Genomic DNA, 20,856 nt, shown 5'->3' with positions numbered 1-20,856 from the left:
ATTAGTTTTTAAATGCCCTAATCAGGGTGATATAACCTTTAAATACTTTCCATTCATTATTTCCACCTTTTCTGGCGCGTAGCAGATAGTAATAAGTTCCCTCATTCAAACCTTCTCCCGTCCAGTTATTCTGGTAGCCTTTAGCTCGGAATACCTCATTGCCCCAACGGTTAACAATGGTGATTTCATTTTCTGCAAATTCGGCCAGGCCATTAATTTCAAACGTATCATTTATACCATCGCCATTAGGTGTAAATAGGTTCGGAATCAATAAATCATCACCTGTTATAATTGCGGCATCTGCCATTACCATGTTATTATTTAATATTGGATCTGGCTGATCTGCTTTTACCATAGCTGAATTATTTAATACACCTGCCGCTAAGGTTCTTGTTTTAAAGGTTAATGTTGCGCTCTGGTTTAAATCTAAACTTCCAACCAACCACACTAAATCTCTGCTGATGGTAGTATAAGTTGTTGTACCAATCGTAACCGTTATTTCTTTAGGCGCATCGATAATGGTCGAAAGCTTATCCGTAACGGTAACGCCAGTTGCCCTGTTCGATCCTTTATTGGTTACTGTAATTTTATAGGTAACATCAGAACCGGTTTTGATATCGCCTTTGGTTAGCAATTCTTTTGTCACCATTAAATCAGCTGATTTATCTACAGCCATAAGCGCTTCTGGCTTAATACTTGTTCCTGTTGGACTCGTCATTACGACCACATTTTTGATCGTATTGTAACTATTTACATCTGGCGCAACTTTCGCATCAAAAGTTAATACCGTGCTCGAATTGGCCTGCATATTAATCGTCCATTTCAAGGTATTACCCATAACGGTACCATATCCAGAAACAGAATTCGGAACATAGGTTAATCCAGCAGGAAGTTCATCGGTTATCGTTACTCCATTTAGTGCAGAGCCCCCTGTATTTTTAACCTGAAGCGAATAAGTCAAAATCTCGTTAGCCTGTGCTTTGCCATCTTTATTACCCTTGTTATCGGCGACCGATTTGCTGCCTTCCAACATCCCCTCAGTTGGAATTGCCACTGCTGGGCTCAATGGCGTTAAGGTATTGCCAGGATCAGTCACCGTAGCAGTGTTATTCACACTTAATACTCCCGAAGGAATAACCGCGTTAACAGTTACTTTAAAGCTCACCTGTACCTGCCCGTTAGCAGGAATGGTTAAATTGTTCCAGTTTAATACGTTACCGATTAGCGATCCGCCATTATCCGCGCTAGCACTTAGGTAAGTAGTATTAGCTGGAATTGCATCTGCAATCTTCACACCTGTTCTGGCCGTATTTCCATTATTTTTAACAATAATATTATAGGTTAAAACCTCATTTGCTTCGGCCTTTCCATTGTTGTTGGCATCGGCAACAGTTTTTGAACTCACAATTTTTGTCAATTCTAAAATAGTTGGGTAATCATTGTCTTCCTCAGTTCCCGAAACATCAGAAACTGGAGTTCCAGCTGGCGTGGTGGCCGTAAGTGTAGCCGTATTTCTTACCGAACTTGCATTTTTCTCTGCCTGTGTAATGGCATAAACTGCCGTGGCCACTGCCGTTTGATCGGGCGCAATACTTGCAGGTGTAAAAGTAATTGTTGATGAAATTTTTGGATCAAGCAAACTAAAATTGCTTAAAGTAACATTCCCGGTATTTTTTGCAGTAAAAGTATAAGTAACCGAATTTCCATCGGCACTTAAAACGCCTGTTTTAACCAAAGTAAGGCCCGGTGTTTCTTTAATTGGGAATACCGTAGGATCATCAGGCGCCAAAGTTCTTGGATCGTCTGACAGCTTACTCAATTTATTTGCACCCGAATATTTGGCAACCAAACCAGCCTGGTTCACAAATTTGCCGTTATCAATTTCTGGTTGCGTTAAGGTATGTCTGGCTAAAATCAAAGCGGTTTCGGCAGGTTCTAATTTACTGATCGTGGCGGGTGTAATGCTACCCGGATCTGCTCCCTCATCGGTTACCACAATATCGGTAAGCGTAACATTACCCGTATTGGTAACCTGAATGCTGTACTCAATTACTTTAACCACACCTGCGCTATTAGCAAATACCTTGGTAAACCTAAGCGATGGATTGGCCACAATTGGGCTAAAAGTTGCATCATCTACTGCAGGGGTTGATGGATCGTCAGATACTTTCGTGATCGTATTTCCTTTTGGATCCTTTACATTTGCACTTACCTGATTACTGAAACCACCAGCATTTACATCACTTTGTTTTACCGTATGCTTAGCGGTAATGTTCACAGTAGCACCTGGCAATACCGAAGTTATATTCGATGGCGTTAAACTACCGGCATCTGCATTTGCATCAACTAATGCAATATCACTTAAGGTTACATTCCCAGTATTTTTGAATATAATGCTGTAATTGATCACATCGCCAGCCTTAGTTGCACTATTTGTAACAGACTTGGTTATGGTGAAACCTGGTGATGGTGTTAATTTGGTTACCGTAGCATCATTAGGCGTTGGTGTAGCCGGATCATCAGACAATTGATTAATTACATTGCCTTTATTATCAGTTAATTTTATCGATGCCTGGTTGGTAAACGATCCCAGGTTGATATCGTTTTGCGTTAAAGTGTGTTTTGCCGTAACATTAACACTTGCACCCGGTGCCAAAGTTGAAATACTTGCCGGTTTGATCGAGCCAGCATCAACCGCGGCATCACTCACTATCAAATTACTTAACGTAACACTTCCTGTATTGGTAATGGTGAAGGTATAATCTATCGATTCGCCAATTTTCGTCCCTATAGCACTGGCAACTTTTGTAAAAGTAAGTGAAGAAGTATTTAGAATCGGGGTTTCTGTAGGATTATCATTTCCACTTCCTGTTCCTGAAATATCACTAACGGTATTTCCGGCAGGTGTTTTGGCAATTACTGAAGCGGTATTACTTACTGATCCGGCATCTTTATCACCTTGTGAAAGTGTATAAACCTGATCGAAGGTAAAGCTTGCTCCTACTGCCAATGCTGTAGAGAATGTTTTATTCATGGCCAATTTCTGATCAATCAGCACTACATTATTTAAGGCTACATCGCCAATATTGGTAATATTAAAAGTGTAAGTAATGCTATTGCGATCGGGACTTAAAGCACCTGTCTTAACCAATGCTATTTTACCTTTCAATATTTTTGTGGTAACCGTTGATTGGTTGTTGGTACTCTCAGGATCTGTTGATTTAGCGGTTGGAGTTAATGATACACTATTTACTAAATTTACTCCCGCAAACGCTGCTGCAACATGGCCATTAACTGTTAAACTTACCTGTTGACCAATCAATAAATCAGTTGTAAGGGTAAAGGTTTTTCCTGTTGAGCTATAGTTTCCACCAATTGCATTATAGCTTATATTTTCCAATCCTGCCGGAAGATTTTCTATCAGTCCGATGGATTCGCCGCTTAATACCGTAGCAGGTCCGTTGTTTTTAATGGTGATGGTATAGCTGATATCACCGCTTGTTTCAACGCCAGTTACATTGGCTGTTTTGCTTATCTGAAGATCGGTTATCCAGTTCGGGATACTTACCGTTACTACCGCTGTTGAAGTTTTTGCCGCATCCAATTTATCGGTAATCTGATAAGTCAACGTATAAACTCCTGGAAGCGTTTCTGCCGCAACATTTACCTTTCCAGTTGCTGCATCGATGTTAATTTTTGGATTTGAAGTCGAAATCTGATTGATTGCAACGGTAGTTATCGTCGCAGGTGAAATATCATTATACTTATCGTTAATCAGGATATTTTCAACAGCTATGCCACCTGTAAAACCATTTACTGTTCCAGAATCGTCTTTGGCCAAAATTGTACTTGTACCAACTGCAATAGTTACCGTAGCTGTTTTTGTCTGACCTGGGTTCAGTTTATCTTCGATCTGGTAAACCAAGGTATAGGTTCCTGACGGGGTGTTCGGTGCAACATTAACTTTCCCAGTCGTTACATCTAAGGTAACATTTGGATTGCTGGTTGAAACCTGGCTTAATTTTACGTCATTTAATGTTGCCGGACTACCGTTGTAGGCATCGTTAGCCAGTACATTTTCAACTGCTGTTCCGCCTGTATGACCGTTTGCATTTCCTGAATCGTTTGTGGCAGCCAATGCAGGCGCACCAACCATAATGGTTACTGTAGCCGTTTTCGTCTGACCTGGGTTCAGCTTATCCTCGATCTGGTAAACCAAGGTATAGGTTCCTGCAGAAGTATTCGGTGCAACGTTAACTTTTCCGGTCGTTACATCCAAGGTAACATTTGGATTACTGGTTGAAACCTGGCTTAGTTTTACGTCATTTAATGTTGCCGGATTACCGTTGTAGGTATCGTTAGCCAGTACATTTTCAACTGCTGTTCCGCCTGTATGACCGTTTGTATTTCCTGAATCGTTTGTGGCAGCCAATGCAGGCGCACCAACCATAATGGTTACTGTAGCCGTTTTCGTCTGACCTGGGTTCAGCTTATCCTCGATCTGGTAAACCAAGGTATAGGTTCCTGCAGGAGTGTTCGGTGCAACGTTAACTTTTCCGGTCGTTACATCTAAGGTAACATTTGGATTACTGGTTGAAACCTGGCTTAATTTTACGTCATTTAATGTTGCCGGACTGCCGTTGTAGGTATCGTTAGCCAGTACATTTTCAACTGCTGTTCCGCCTGTATGACCGTTTGCATTTCCTGAATCGTTTGTGGCAGCCAATGCAGGCGCACCAACCATAATGGTTACTGTAGCCGTTTTCGTCTGACCTGGGTTCAGCTTATCCTCGATCTGGTAAACCAAGGTATAGGTTCCTGCAGAAGTATTCGGTGCAACGTTAACTTTTCCGGTCGTTACATCCAAGGTAACATTTGGATTACTGGTTGAAACCTGGCTTAATTTTACGTCATTTAATGTTGCCGGACTGCCGTTGTAGGTATCGTTAGCCAGTACATTTTCAACTGCTGTTCCGCCTGTATGACCGTTTGCATTTCCTGAATCGTTTGTGGCAGCCAATGCTGGCGCAGCAACCGTAATGGTTACCGTAGCCTGTTTGATTTGATTTGCATCTAATTTATCTACAATTTCATAAACTAAAGTGTAAACGCCTGCTGGTGTATTTGGTTTTACATCTACCTGTCCGGTTGCAACGTTAAGCGTTACATTAGGATTTGTTGTCGAAATTTGTGATAGGCTTACATCACTTAACGTAGGAGCTGTTGAAGTTCCATTGTAACCATCATTAGAAAGGACGTTATTTACAGCTAGCCCACCTACTAAACCATTTGCACTTCCCGCATCATCTTTAGCCAATAAAGAGCCGGAAGAAACCGTAACCTTAACTGTAGCGGTCGAAGTTTTTGAAGCATCCAGTTTATCAGTGATCGTATAAGTTAAAGTGTAAACGCCAGCAGGGGTATTCGCTGCAACACTTACTGCTCCCGTTGCTGGATCAAGTATTACCTTGCCATTGCTGTCGTTCGTACCATTAGTGATGGTCACATCAGCCAAAGTTGGAGCTGTTGTCGTGCCATTGTAAGCATCGTTCGAAAGTACGTTTGCTACCGCAGTTCCGCCTGTTACCGCGTTAGCTGTTCCCGCATCATCCTTAGCCAATAAAGCTCCGGAAGCTACAGTTACTTTTACTGTCGCAGTAGAAGTTTTCGAAACATCCAGTTTATCAGTAATCGTATAAGTTAAACTGTAAACGCCAGCTGGTGTATTCGCTGCAACAATTACTGCTCCCGTTGCTGGATCAAGTATTACCTTGCCATTGCTGTCGTTCGTACCGTTCGTAATGGTTACATCATTTAAAGTCGGTGCTGTTGTTGTTCCGTTGTAAGTATCGTTCGAAAGTACGTTTGCTACCGCAGTTCCACCTGTTACCGAGTTTGAGGTACCTGCATCATCTTTAGCCAATAAAGCACCAGAAGAAACTGTAACCTTAACTGTAGCGGTCGATGTTTTAGAAGCATCCAGTTTATCAGTGATGGTATAAGTTAAAGTGTAAACGCCAGCAGGGGTATTCGCTGCAACACTTACTGCTCCCGTTGAAGGATCAAGTGTTATCTTACCATTGCTATCATTTGTACCGTTGGTAATCGTTACATCGTTTAATGTTGGAGCTACTGTTGTTCCGTTGTGGGCATCATTTGCCAAAACATTCGCAACTGCTGTTCCGCCTGTTACCGAGTTTGAAGTACCCGCATCATCCTTAGCCAATAAAGCTCCGGAAGCTACAGTTACTTTTACCGTTGCAGTAGAAGTTTTCGAAGCATCAAGTTTATCAGTGATCGTATAAGTTAAAGTATAAATACCAGCAGGTGTGTTGGCTGCAACACTTACTGCTCCCGTTGCTGGATCAAGCGTTACCTTGCCATTGCTGTCGTTTATACCATTAGTGATGGTCACATCAGCCAAAGTTGGAGCAGCTGTTGTTCCATTGTAAGTATCATTTTCCAATACATTCGCAACCGCTGTTCCGCCTATTACCGAGTTAGCTGTTCCTGCATCATCTTTAGCCAATAAAGCTCCAGAAGAAACCGTAACCTTAACTGTAGCGGTCGATGTTTTTGAGGCATCCAGTTTATCAGTGATGGTATAAGTTAAAGTGTAAATGCCAGCAGGTGTGTTAGCTGCAACACTTACAGCTCCCGTTGTTGGATCAAGCGTTACCTTACCATTGCTATCATTTGTACCGTTGGTGATTATGACATCGTTTAATGTCGGAGCAGCACTAGTTCCGTTATAAGTATCATTTTCCAATACATTCGCAACCGCTGTTCCGCCTATTACCGAGTTAGCTGTTCCTGCATCATCTTTAGCCAATAAAGCTCCAGAAGAAACCGTAACCTTAACTGTAGCGGTTGAAGTTTTCGAAACATCCAGTTTATCAGTAATCGTATAAGTTAAACTGTAAACGCCAGCTGGTGTATTCGCTGCAACAATTACTGCTCCCGTTGCTGGATCAAGTATTACCTTGCCATTGCTGTCGTTCGTACCGTTCGTAATGGTTACATCATTTAAAGTCGGTGCTGTTGTTGTTCCGTTGTAAGTATCGTTCGAAAGTACGTTTGCTACCGCAGTTCCACCTGTTACCGAGTTTGAGGTACCTGCATCATCTTTAGCCAATAAAGCACCAGAAGAAACCGTAACCTTAACTGTAGCGGTCGATGTTTTAGAAGCATCCAGTTTATCAGTGATGGTATAAGTTAAAGTGTAAACGCCAGCAGGGGTATTCGCTGCAACACTTACTACTCCCGTTGAAGGATCAAGTGTTATCTTACCATTGCTATCATTTGTACCGTTGGTAATCGTTACATCGTTTAATGTCGGAGCAGCTGTTGTTCCATTGTAAGTATCATTTTCCAATACATTCGCAACCGCTGTTCCGCCTATTACCGAGTTTGAAGTACCCGCATCATCCTTAGCCAATAAAGCTCCGGAAGCTACAGTTACTTTTACCGTTGCAGTAGAAGTTTTCGGAGCATCCAGTTTATCAGTGATGGTATAAGTTAAAGTGTAAATGCCAGCAGGTGTGTTAGCTGCAACACTTACAGCTCCCGTTGTTGGATCAAGCGTTACCTTACCATTGCTATCATTTGTACCGTTGGTGATTATGACATCGTTTAATGTCGGAGCAGCACTAGTTCCGTTATAAGTATCATTTTCCAATACATTCGCAACCGCTGTTCCGCCTATTACCGAGTTAGCTGTTCCTGCATCATCTTTAGCCAATAAAGCACCAGAAGAAACTGTAACCTTAACTGTAGCGGTCGATGTTTTAGAAGCATCCAGTTTATCAGTGATGGTATAAGTTAAAGTGTAAACGCCAGCAGGGGTATTCGCTGCAACACTTACTGCTCCCGTTGAAGGATCAAGTGTTATCTTACCATTGCTATCATTTGTACCGTTGGTAATCGTTACATCGTTTAATGTTGGAGCTACTGTTGTTCCGTTGTGGGCATCATTTGCCAAAACATTCGCAACTGCTGTTCCGCCTGTTACCGAGTTTGAAGTACCCGCATCATCCTTAGCCAATAAAGCTCCGGAAGCTACAGTTACTTTTACCGTTGCAGTAGAAGTTTTCGAAGCATCAAGTTTATCAGTGATCGTATAAGTTAAAGTATAAATACCAGCAGGTGTGTTGGCTGCAACACTTACTGCTCCCGTTGCTGGATCAAGCGTTACCTTGCCATTGCTGTCGTTTGTACCATTAGTGATGGTCACATCAGCCAAAGTTGGAGCAGTTGTTGTTCCATTGTAAGTATTATTTTCCAATACATTCGCAACCGCTGTTCCGCCTGTTACCGAGTTAGCTGTTCCTGCATCATCTTTAGCCAATAAAGCACCGGAAGAAACCGTAACCTTAACTGTAGCAGTCGATGTTTTTGAGGCATCAAGTTTGTCGGTGATCGTATAGGTTAAAGTGTAAACGCCGGCAGGTGTGTTAGCTGCAACACTTACTGCTCCCGTTGTTGGGTCAAGTGTTACCTTGCCATTGCTATCATTTATACCGTTCGTGATGGTCACATCAGCCAAAGTTGGAGCGGTTGAAGTACCATTGTAAGTATCGTTTGATAAAACATTAGCCAATGCCGTTCCACCTGTTACCGAGTTAGCTGTTCCTGCATCATCTTTTGCCAGTAATGCACCTGATGCTACCGTAACCTTAACTGTAGCGGTCGATGTTTTTGAGGCATCCAGTTTGTCAGTGATCGTATAGGTTAAAGTGTAAATGCCAGCAGGTGTGTTGACTGCAACACTTACAGCTCCCGTCGTTGGGTCAAGTGTTACCTTGCCATTGCTATCATTCGTACCATTCGTGATGGTTACATCATTTAAAGTCGGTGCTGTTGTTGTTCCGTTGTAAGTATCATTCGAAAGTACGTTTGCTATCGCAGTTCCACCTGTTACCGAGTTTGAGGTACCTGCATCATCTTTAGCCAATAAAGCACCGGAAGCTACAGTTACTTTTACAGTCGCAGTAGAAGTTTTCGAAGCATCCAGTTTATCAGTGATGGTATAAGTTAAAGTGTAAATACCTGCTGGGGTATTTGCTGCAACATTCACTGCACCCGTTGCTGGATCAAGTGTTATCTTGCCATTGCTATCATTTGTACCATTAGTGATGGTCACATCAGCCAAAGTTGGAGCTGTTGTCGTGCCATTATAAGCATCGTTCGAAAGTACGTTTGCTACCGCAGTTCCGCCTGTTACCGCGTTAGCTGTTCCCGCATCATCCTTAGCCAATAAAGCTCCGGAAGCTACAGTTACTTTTACCGTTGCTGTAGAGGTTTTAGAAACATCCAGTTTATCAGTGATGGTATAAGTTAAAGTGTAAACACCAGCAGGGGTATTTGCTGCAACAATCACCGCTCCCGTTATTGGATCAAGTGTTACTTTGCCATTGCTGTCGTTTGTTCCATTAGTAATGGTAACATTAGATAAGTTTGCTTGTGCACCACCATTGTAGGTATCGTTGCCCAGAACATCCGCAACTGCCGTTCCACCTGTTACCGAGTTTGAGGCACCTGCATCGTCCTTAGCCAATAAAGCACCAGAAGAAACTGTAACCTTAACTGTAGCGGTCGATGTTTTTGAGGCATCCAGTTTATCAGTGATGGTATAAGTTAAAGTGTAAATACCTGCTGGGGTATTTGCTGCAACACTTACTGCTCCCGTTGTTGGGTCAAGCGTTACCTTGCCATTGCTGTCGTTCGTACCGTTCGTAATGGTGACATCGGCCAAGGTTGGAGCTGTTGTCGTGCCATTGTAAGTATCGTTTGAAAGTACGTTTGCTACTGCAGTTCCACCTGTTACCGAGTTGGCAGTTCCTGCATCGTCTTTAGCCAATAAAGAGTCGGAAGAAACCGTAACCTTAACTGTAGCGGTCGAAGTTTTTGAAGCATCCAGTTTATCAGTGATCGTATAAGTTAAAGTATAAATACCAGCAGGTGTGTTGGCTGCAACACTTACTGCTCCCGTTGCTGGATCGAGCGTTACCTTACCATTGCTGTCGTTTGTACCATTAGTGATGGTCACATCAGCCAAAGTTGGAGCAGCTGTTGTTCCATTGTAAATATCATTTGCCAATACATTCACAACTGCAGTTCCACCTGTTACCGAGTTTGAGGTACCTGCATCGTCTTTAGCCAATAAAGAGTCGGAAGAAACCGTAACCTTAACTGTAGCGGTCGAAGTTTTCAAAGCATCCAGTTTATCAGTGATCGTATAAGTTAAAGTATAAATACCAGCAGGTGTGTTGGCTGCAACACTTACTGCTCCCGTTGCTGGATCGAGCGTTACCTTACCATTGCTGTCGTTTGTACCGTTGGTGATGGTCACATCAGCCAAAGTTGGAGCAGCTGTTGTTCCATTGTAAATATCATTTGCCAATACATTCACAACTGCAGTTCCACCTGTTACCGAGTTTGAGGTACCTGCATCATCTTTCGCTATTAATGCACCTGAAGCTATTGTTACTTTTACCGTTGCTGTAGAGGTTTTAGAAACATCCAGTTTATCAGTGATGGTATAAGTTAAAGTGTAAACACCAGCAGGGGTATTTGCTGCAACAATCACCGCTCCCGTTATTGGATCAAGTGTTACTTTGCCATTGCTGTCGTTTGTTCCATTAGTAATGGTAACATTAGATAAGTTTGCTTGTGCACCACCATTGTAGGTATCGTTGCCCAGAACATCCGCAACTGCCGTTCCACCTGTTACCGAGTTTGAAGTACCCGCATCATCCTTAGCCAATAAAGCTCCGGAAGCCACCGTTACTTTTACCGTTGCAGTAGAAGTTTTCGAAACATCCAGTTTATCAGTGATCGTATAGGTTAAAGTGTAAATACCCGCAGGTGTATTTGCTGCAACATTTACTGATCCCATTGTTGGATCAAGTGTTACCTTGCCATTGCTATCGTTTGTACCGTTGGCAATAATCACATCAGCCAAAGTTGGAGCAGCTGTTGTTCCATTGTAAATATCATTTGCCAATACATTCACAACTGCAGTCCCACCTGTTACCGAGTTGGCAGTACCTGCATCATCTTTCGCTAATAATGCACCAGAAGAAACCGTAACCTTAACTGTAGCGGTCGATGTTTTTGAGGCATCCAGTTTATCAGTGATGGTATAAGTTAAAGTGTAAATACCTGCTGGGGTATTTGCTGCAACATTCACTGCACCCGTTGCTGGATCAAGCGTTACCTTGCCATTGCTGTCGTTTGCACCATTCGTAATGGTTACATCATTTAAAGTCGGTGCTGTTGTTGTTCCGTTGTAAGTATCGTTCGAAAGTACGTTTGTTACTGCTGTTCCACCTGTTACCGAGTTTGAAGTACCCGCATCATCCTTAGCCAATAAAGAGCCGGATGAAACCGTAACCTTAACTGTAGCGGTCGAAGTTTTCAAAGCATCCAGTTTATCAGTGATCGTATAAGTTAAAGTATAAATACCAGCAGGTGTGTTGGCTGCAACACTTACTACTCCCGTTGCTGGATCAAGCGTTACCTTGCCATTGCTATCGTTCGAGCCATTGGTGATCGCTACATCGTTTAATGTTGGAGCTACTGTTGTTCCATTGTAAGTATCATTTGCCAATACATTCACAACTGCAGTTCCACCTGTTACCGAGTTTGAAGTACCCGCATCATCCTTAGCCAATAAAGCTCCGGAAGCTACAGTTACTTTTACAGTCGCAGTAGAAGTTTTCGAAGCATCAAGTTTATCAGTGATCGTATAGGTTAAAGTGTAAATACCCGCAGGTGTATTTGCTGCAACATTTACTGATCCCATTGTTGGATCAAGTGTTATCTTACCATTGCTATCATTTGTTCCATTAGTAATGGCGACATTAGATAAGTTTGCTTGTGCACCACCATTGTAGGTATCGTTGACCAGAACATTCGTTACTGCCATTCCGCCAGTAACACTATTCGCACTTCCATTATCATCAACAGCTAAGATCACTCCTGTAGCCAAATGGATCGTAACAGTCGCTTCTTTTATATTTCCAGGATTTGCTTTATCTTCAATCTGATAAACCAATGTATAAGTTCCAACAGGCGTACCCGGAAGAACATTCACTTTTCCCGTAGCAGGATCAATAGATATGTTAGGATTTGAACTCGAAATCTGACTGATGGTTACATTAGCTAAAGTAGCCTGGTTACCATTCACCTTGTCGTTAATCAAAACATTGTTTACTGCAATACCACCTGTTACGGCATTTACAGTTCCTTCATCATCAACAGCATAAACCCCAGTATTGGTTACCGTTGGCGTATCGTTATTCTCAGTCGTTCCCGAAATATCAGAAACATTGCCATTTAACGGATCTTTACCATTAACTGTAGCCGTATTGCTAACTGACCCACTAACCTTCTCCGCAGCAGAAATTGTATATGAAGCTGTAGCAGTTGTACTTGCGCCTGGTGTCAATGTACTAGTCGCTAATGTAATTGGCCCTATAACTTTACTATCGGTTACAACTAAATTATTCAAAGTAACGTTACCGGTGTTTTTAACAGTAAATAAGTAACTGATCGAGTTACCATTAATGTTTAATATTCCTGTTTTCACCAAATTAACCGCCGGACTTAAAGCAATATTAACATCAGCTTTTGCTGTCTTTGCTGTCGGCAGTTCGGTAGTATTAACACTCGCCGTATTGGTAATCTTTCCAGCGTTATTGATTGGATTACCATTATTATTTAAATCTGATTGAAGTACAGTATAAGATCCATTGTAAGTCCAGGTTTCGCCTTTTTCTAGAATATTATCTGTATTTCCAGTTTTCGTAGGATTGCTTAGATTACCACCAAGCAAGGGATCGCTAACAATTACGTTATTTTGATTTGCATTCCCAGTATTGGATACAGTAATGGTGTAATTGATAATATTTCCAGCTTTATTAGTTGACAAAACATCTGCCAACTTTGTAATCGATATTGATGAGCATACGGGAACAGAAACCGTTACCGTAAATGTATTGCCAACACAACCACCTGTTACAGTCGCTTTTGGTGTTACGGTATACACAATTGTTTGGATACTGTTACTCGTATTGGTTAAAGTTTGAGTGATTGTATTACCCGATCCATTCGCCGCACCTATTATATTAGCATTTGAATTTACTGTCCAAGTGAATGACGCAGGAACCGAATTTCCTCCATTAACCGTATTATTGATGTTTGATGTTTGAATATTATAACTAAAGCTTCCTGCACAGTCTAGAGTTTTAGCATCATTAAATCCTTTTGGTGTTGGGTAAATCGTTACTGTGATCGAAGTACGGGTTGCACTCTCGCAGTTATTTAAAGTCTGACTCGCATAATAAGTTCCGTTGGTTAAAGCAGCAGTCGGAGCCAAAGCGGTTCCACCGGTTGCCTGGGTATACCATTTAACAGAAGTTCCCGTTGCTGCTAAATTGGCAACAGTAGCATTTGAGATTTCGCAGAAAGTCTGGTTGCTCGCAGTTGGCGCTGGTGTTGCGGTAATCGTAACAGTACCACTTAATGAAGCAGCTATACATGGAGTTACTTGCCCTACTGTACTTACGCTAAATGTGCCACTAGAAGTTGGCGTTCCACTAATTGTGAGCGTTTTACCTGCTTTTGAAGTTATCAATCCTGTAGGCAGGTTGTCCACTGCCACATCTGTAGCAGAACCAGACCAAGTATAAATTATCGGAGTAATCGCACTACCGGTACAAACAGCTTGACTGCTAGCCCCTCCACCTGCTGTTAAACCAGCAGAAGGATTAACCGTTATAGTACTTGTAGCGGTGATGGCTACACATGGACTGAGCTGACCAATAGTGCTTACAGAATATGTACCTCCTGAAGTAGGTACTCCGCTTATGGTTAAAACTTTTGTAGTCGAGTTTTTGCTGGCGATTAATCCTGCCGGCAAAGCAGTATAACTTACATCCGTGGCAGCACCACCCCAGCTAAATGTAATCGGCGTAATTGCACCACCGGTACAGGTAGCCTGATCAATACTGCCACCCACAGCTAACGTTGCAATTGGGTTGATGCTAATTGTTCCTGAAACGCTGGCAGCGCCACAAGGAGAAGATTGTCCAGTGGTGGTAACGGTATAAGATCCCCCAGCAGTTGGTGTTCCACTTATGGTTAAAATTTTTCCACTTTTAGAGGTAGATAATCCGGCCGGAAGATTAGTAACAGTTACATCTGTAGCACTCCCCCCCCACGTAAAAGTGGTTGATGCGATTGGCGATCCGGCACAAACAGTTTGCGTGGCATTGCCGCCTGCAACTAAGGTTGGGGCTTGATTTACGGTAATATTATAGGGAGTTGATTTTGGCCCATTTGAACCGTAAGCTATTGCCGTTATAGTTGCGGCACCATAATAATCAGCTGCCCACGTAACTGTTGCTGTTGCCGTACCAACATTGGCATTGTTTGCCATTGCAGAAGTAGATACCGTACCTGCATTATTAGGACTGATGGCAAAAGCCATGGAAGTTGCAAAAGCAGAACTCGCAGTATAAGTTGTATTTCCTGTACCCTGACACCTCAGATTCACTCCTGAACTAAATACAGGCTCAACAACATTAGGAGAAATATTGATGGTAACAATAGCATCATCACAAGTAATTGTTCCGTTTATATTAGTACAAATAGTGTAAGTAAAAGAGTCTTGCCCGTAGTAACCTGCATTTGGCGTATAGGTTATCGTTCCATTCGCCTGTTTAACTATTGTCCCATGTGCCGAAGCGGTTGGTACCGTATAAGAAGAAAGGGCGGCCTGATTGTTTGGCTGATCATTAGCCAGTATACTGAAATTGATCGGCGTATTCAATGTAGTACCCGCTTGGTCATCATTTGCCGTTACCAAGCTAATAAACTTGGTATTAAAGGCAATAAAAGCCGGATCACTACTACCACCCAGTTTATATCTTAAAACAAGCGGTTGCAAGTAATTACCTGAATTTATCCCGAAAGCACTGGCATCAGCAGCCCAAATTCGAATTGGCCTTTCTGTTTTTATAAAACCAGGTTGAATTATCCCTGTATTAGGATCATAAAAATCTGGCAACCATGTACCGATTGATTGAATTGCAGATTGGTCTATGCTAATTTTATTACCGACTAAATTTCCATTTCCATCTTCAAAATATACCTGATCCAATGCCCCAGTTGCTTGTGCAACCTGCGTAATTAAAATATCCGGTACCCCATCTCCAATTTGAGAATCATCAGTAATTGCGCCAAAATTAAAACTCAAAGGAGCAGCCGTAGCCGGAATATTAGTAATACAAGATCCCATATCCAATCCCCTTATACCTCTTGTAAGAATCTGAGCTACTGTTACCGGTACCGAATATGGATAAACTCCTCCATTATCCACCCCATCTTCCAACTGTCCAAGACCTATAAAATTTGAAGCAGTACCAGGGAGAGGAATATTCTTAACTGGGAAGGCCTGATAAGACCCTGGTGTAAATGTTACAAGTTTCGAGGTAAGTAATGCATCATTTACACCTGTTGAATAATTTATGTTGTTAAAAGTGAAACCCAGCAAATTATTTTTATTGTCTGGCCAAATTGGATTTATTGAACCTTGTTTTGATGACCAATAACCTTTGTAATCAGTAAATAGACCAGTAACATTAAATTGAGCTGAAACACGACTAATTCCTAATACAAGAAGGAATAAAGCAAGAAAAAACATCTTAATAACAGACGTGTTTTTAAAGAGAAAGCGTTTTATAATTTTATTCATTTTCCATTTGAAAATAATAGGGTAATCACTGCATATAAAGAGCCTCATCCGATGAGCACAAAATCTTCCTAAAAGGTTATTTTTCAATAAAAAACTCTCTTTATGGAATGCAGCAAAAACAGCGGTTATACGCTGATTATAAAACACTTTTGAAGAGGTAGAGACTATTTTAAAATGCCTTTTTTAAGGGCCGCAAAAGTATGTTATTTTTCACACTACTGCAAACACCAAAAAACCACAATATTGCCAATTATTTTTTCACTTAATAAGCTAAAAACTGTATTATCAATACTACAAAGCACACAAAAAAGGAAATTAACTTTTACTATGCCGGCATACAACAACCGATCAACGAAATGTTTTTTTGATATTAATCAACAACAATATTATAACATGCAGTATTTATACTACAGATTAAAACAAAAAATGTTGTTTTTAAAGGTAAACAAAAACGGGTTTAAGACCTGTTAAATCCTAAACCCGTTACCTTAAAAAAACAAGAAAATAAATCGAATTAAAAGAATTAAATTTTAGCCCTGATCCTACTCAATGTTTCGAGCCTGATGGCTAAAAAAGAAGCAATGTGTTTTAAAGAAACCCGGTTAATCAAATCAGGAAATGAAAGCAAAAACCGTTTGTATCTTTTTTCGGCTGACGAAATCCGGCACAGGTAAGCACGTTCCTCTGCCGAACGGTAATATAACTCCATCATCTTTCTGCCTACTATATTCGCTTCAGGAAAATTTTCGTAAAGGTATTCCGATAACACATGTGGGATAGCAACTAAGTCTACATCTTCTAATGCCTGTAAATACTCATCCGAATCGCCATCTATCCACAAATTACGTATGGTACCTACAACTTCATTCTCTTTGGCAATCCATGTGGTAATCTCGTTATCCCCATCCTTAATAAAACCCCTAACTACACCTTTAACAATTAAAAAAAGGAACTTGTTACGGTCTACAGGTGAAACAAGGTATTTATTTTTTTTGTAGCTGATCGGAAAGGTATGCTGGTTAATCCGCTTTTCTATTTCATCATTAAGCGGGTGGAATTTCTTAAAAATTGAGACTAGAGGAGAAAAATTATTATATTTTTTCCACCTATCTTCATCAGATAAATTAACTGCAATCATAGCGAAACATTGGATAGACACAATCCTGCTAAAACCGAAGCAGGATCACTACGTAAGTATAGGAAGATTGAATTGAAAAAAGAACTTTTTTTTGATTTTTCTCAATTTCTCAAACTTTAAAGCAGTTTTTCTACCCCTAATCCAAATAATGCAAAATCATACTTCACCGGATCTGAGGGATCGAACTGCTTCAGATTGTCGGTTAATTCAATTGCAGTTAACCAATCAGTCTGCTTTCTATTAATCAGCCCAAGCAACCGTCCTACCCGATCAACATGTACATCGCAAGGACAGATTAGATCTTTTGGCTGAAGGGTATTCCAGACGCCAAAATCAACACCTTTTTGATCTACCCTAACCATCCACCGCAAAAACATATTTAAACGTTTACAGGTAGATTTTTGCTTTGGCGAGGAGATATGTTTCTTCGTGCGGTGGGGAAAATCTTCTAAGGAGAAAAAATACCGCCTGAAATGATTCAATGCCTGCTCTATCGAGAAGTTAAGCCCAGCAGCATAACACACTTCCGAGGCATATGTTATCTCCGGTTTTACAGCTGAAACTTCTAAATAATCAGCCCGAAAAACATCTTGCCTTGGCACAAATGCCTGCTCTAAACTATCAAATTTTTGATAATGCTGCTTAAAAAACGAAATAAAATAAAGTAAGTCAGTATCGTTAAATGTTCGGTGTTTAAAGTTCAGCAAGCGTTTTAAGTCGTTTTCGTTATGATTAACAACAAAATCATAAGGCGCATTATCCATACGCCCCAACAGTTCCTTACATTTATTAATAATTGTTTTCCGCTGGCCCCAGGCTAAAACCGCTGCAAAAAAGCCGGCAATTTCTATATCCTGTTTTTTTTTGAAAAGATGCGGAATACAAACTGGGTCGTTTGCTATAAAATTTGGCTGATTGTATTGTTCAACCTTACTGTCCAGAAAATTCTTTAACTCAAGAAATTGCATCGTTAGCTTTTTTTAGACGTAAATAGCAGCACAATCGTTGCCATTTAAACCGGATTGAAACGGCATCCTTTTTTGTTTGTACTAATTTAATGAAGCAGATAACTAAAAAAGATTTAGTGTAAAGCCGGACTACCATTAATTTTAGAATAGGACTTGCTTTACAAAAAAACGGGCAAAATATTATCTGCCCGCTCGAAATATTATGCTAATGCACTTGCTAAATCCTCTAAAAGATCGTCGATATCCTCTACCCCAACGCTTAAACGGAGCAAGTTATCGGTAACACCTACTTTCTCTCTTTCTTCTTTCGGAATAGAACCATGCGTCATCGTTGCCGGATGGTTAATTAATGATTCTACCCCGCCTAATGATTCAGCTAATGTGAATACTTTAAAATTAGAAGAGATTCTAAAAGTTTCTTCCAGATCAGCACCTTTTAAGGTAATCGAAATCATGCCGCCAAATCCACGCATCTGTTTTTTAGCAACATCATGATTAGGGTGATCTTCAAAACCCGGCCAATAAATTTTATCAACTTTTGGATGTGTTTTTAAATAATGTGCAATACGTGCTCCATTTTCGCAATGTGCTTTCATCCGAAGGTGGAGCGTTTTTATACCCCTCAACACTAAAAAAGCATCTTGCGGACCAGGTGTTGCGCCACAGGCATTGTAAATAAACCAAAGGTCTTTATACAATTGCTCATCATTTGTTACCAAAGCTCCCATTACCACATCAGAGTGGCCACCAATGTATTTGGTTACCGAGTGCATCACAATATCAGCCCCCAGATCGATCGGGTTTTGTAAGTAAGGAGATGCAAATGTATTATCAACCGTAAGGATTAATTTTTTCTCCTTCGTAATTTTTGCTACACCTTCAATATCGATAATCTGCATGGTAGGATTAGTAGGTGTTTCTATCCAAACCAATTTGGTTTTATCATTGATGTAAGGCAATATATTCTCTGGCTTAGAAAGATCCAGAAAATGAAACTTGATTCCGTATTTAGTGAATATTTTGGTAAAGATCCGGTATGAACCGCCATACAGGTCATTTCCGGTAATCACTTCATCGCCAGGCTGCAATAATTTCAATACGGCATCTGTTGCCCCCATTCCGCTCGAAAAAGCCAGGCCATATTTGGCATTTTCTAAAGCAGCTAAACAATCTTCCAAAGCTTTACGCGTTGGGTTTGTCCCCCTCGAATACTCGTAGCCTTTATTGTCTCCAGGAGATTTCTGCCAATAGGTAGAGGTTTGATATATCGGTGTCATTACAGCACCGGTTGTTGGATCAGGCTCTTGACCTGCATGTATAGCTTTAGTTGCGAATTTCATTTTTTTTTAGTTTTGAGATACTAGACATGAGATTTGAGACACTAGATTTGAGATTTGCATTTCCGCTCAGATCTCATGTCTCAAATCTTATATCTCACATCTAATTAATACGCTCTTGCAAACAGTACCCTTTGGATAGATGGTTTTCCTGAATAAATACAAAGGCCATCTTCTAATTTATTATCTAAAGGAATACAACGAATGGTTGCTTTTGTTTCTTCTTTTATCTTTTGCTCTGTTTCTGGTGTTCCATCCCAATGTGCCGAAATAAAACCAGCTTTGGTATCTAACAATTCCTTAAACTCTTCGTAACTATTGGCTTCTGTAATATGCTCATCGCGATAAGCCAAAGCTTTGTTGAACATGCTTTGCTGAATATCATCCAATAATTTGATGATGTAAATATCCAATCCTTCCTGAGGTACAGTTTGTTTCACCTTGGTATCTCTGCGGGCAATTTCTACTGTTTTATTTTCTAAATCGCGACCACCGATAGCAATACGGATCGGCACACCTTTCAACTCATAATCAGCGAACTTAAATCCTGGGCGCTGTGTATCCCGGTCATCATATTTCACCGAAACGCCTAAACCTTTTAAACGCATGGTTAATTCATTAACATATGAAGAAATTCTCGCCAGATCCTCATCACCTTTATAAATCGGAACAATAACTACTTGTATTGGTGCTAATTTCGGTGGAATAATCAATCCGGAATCATCACTGTGCGCCATAATCAAAGCACCCATTAAACGTGTAGAAACTCCCCACGAAGTAGCCCATACATGGTCCAATTTTCCATCTTTACCGGTAAACTTAACATCAAAAGCTTTAGCAAAATTCTGACCTAAAAAGTGAGATGTACCTGCTTGTAAAGCTTTACCATCCTGCATTAATGCCTCAATACAATAAGTATCTAAAGCCCCCGCAAAGCGCTCATTTGGCGATTTACGGCCTCTGATTACCGGAACAGCTAACCAATTTTCGGCAAAATCGGCGTATATATGCAACATACGTTCTGTTTCCTCAATTGCCTCTTCTGCTGTGGCATGTGCGGTATGGCCCTCTTGCCACAAAAATTCGGCTGTACGCAGAAACAACCTGGTACGCATTTCCCATCTTACCACATTCGCCCACTGATTGATCAATATTGGTAAATCACGGTACGATTGGATCCATCCTTTGTAGGTATTCCAAATAATGGTTTCGGATGTAGGGCGAACAATTAATTCTTCCTCTAATTTGGCTGTTTCATCTACTACAATATTTCCGTTACCGTCATTTTTTAACCTGTAATGTGTTACTACTGCACATTCTGTCGCAAAACCCTCAACATGAGAAGCTTCCTTAGAGAAAAATGACTTTGGGATGAATAATGGAAAATAGGCATTTTGATGGCCTGTATCCTTAAACATTTTGTCTAAAACAGCCTGCATTTTTTCCCATATAGCATAGCCATTTGGCTTTATAACCATACAACCACGCACCGCAGAGTGCTCTGCTAAATCTGCTTTTAACACAATATCATTATACCACTGGGAATAATCTGCTTCTCTACTTGTAATTTCTTTGCTCATCTTATGTATTTGGAACGTAATTTGTATGTTAAAAAGTGTAAAATCCGACGGCAAATTTATAAATTTATGCCTA

The 20,856-nt window shown here is 40.8% G+C and carries 5 protein-coding genes; all 5 read right to left on the bottom strand.

What is annotated here, in order from left to right; translation table 11 throughout:
- Position 1: 1 nt before the first annotated feature.
- Positions 2-15,760, bottom strand: a complete 15,759-nt coding sequence (locus ACN9MR_RS07430; RefSeq protein WP_426328979.1) for a DUF7507 domain-containing protein — start codon at positions 15,758-15,760, stop codon at positions 2-4.
- Between the two features lie 523 nt (positions 15,761-16,283).
- Positions 16,284-16,898 (bottom strand): Crp/Fnr family transcriptional regulator, encoded by a 615-nt coding sequence (locus ACN9MR_RS07425; protein ID WP_057935324.1) that lies wholly within the window; start codon positions 16,896-16,898, stop codon positions 16,284-16,286.
- A gap of 116 nt (positions 16,899-17,014) precedes the next feature.
- A complete protein-coding gene (locus ACN9MR_RS07420; protein WP_426328978.1) occupies positions 17,015-17,866 on the bottom strand; it encodes a TIGR02757 family protein in 852 nt (283 codons plus the stop codon).
- Between the two features lie 200 nt (positions 17,867-18,066).
- Positions 18,067-19,206, bottom strand: coding sequence for a cystathionine gamma-synthase (locus ACN9MR_RS07415; RefSeq protein WP_426328977.1), 1,140 nt, complete (start codon positions 19,204-19,206; stop codon positions 18,067-18,069).
- Positions 19,207-19,310: 104 nt separating this feature from the next.
- Positions 19,311-20,783, bottom strand: coding sequence for a proline--tRNA ligase (gene proS, locus ACN9MR_RS07410; RefSeq protein WP_426328976.1), 1,473 nt, complete (start codon positions 20,781-20,783; stop codon positions 19,311-19,313).
- Positions 20,784-20,856 lie beyond the last annotated feature (73 nt).

Source organism: Pedobacter sp. R-06, from assembly GCF_049913135.1.
Classification (GTDB): Bacteria; Bacteroidota; Bacteroidia; order Sphingobacteriales; family Sphingobacteriaceae; genus Pedobacter.
This window is presented reverse-complemented; position numbering and strand designations above follow the sequence as displayed.

What these genes read in the sequence shown, in the direction of transcription:
- ACN9MR_RS07430 (WP_426328979.1), bottom strand. Translation starts at nt 15,760, where the DNA reads ATGAATAAAATTATAAAACGCTTTCTCTTTAAAAACACGTCTGTTATT.
- ACN9MR_RS07425 (WP_057935324.1), bottom strand. Translation starts at nt 16,898, where the DNA reads ATGATTGCAGTTAATTTATCTGATGAAGATAGGTGGAAAAAATATAAT.
- ACN9MR_RS07420 (WP_426328978.1), bottom strand. Translation starts at nt 17,866, where the DNA reads ATGCAATTTCTTGAGTTAAAGAATTTTCTGGACAGTAAGGTTGAACAA.
- ACN9MR_RS07415 (WP_426328977.1), bottom strand. Translation starts at nt 19,206, where the DNA reads ATGAAATTCGCAACTAAAGCTATACATGCAGGTCAAGAGCCTGATCCA.
- proS (WP_426328976.1), bottom strand. Translation starts at nt 20,783, where the DNA reads ATGAGCAAAGAAATTACAAGTAGAGAAGCAGATTATTCCCAGTGGTAT.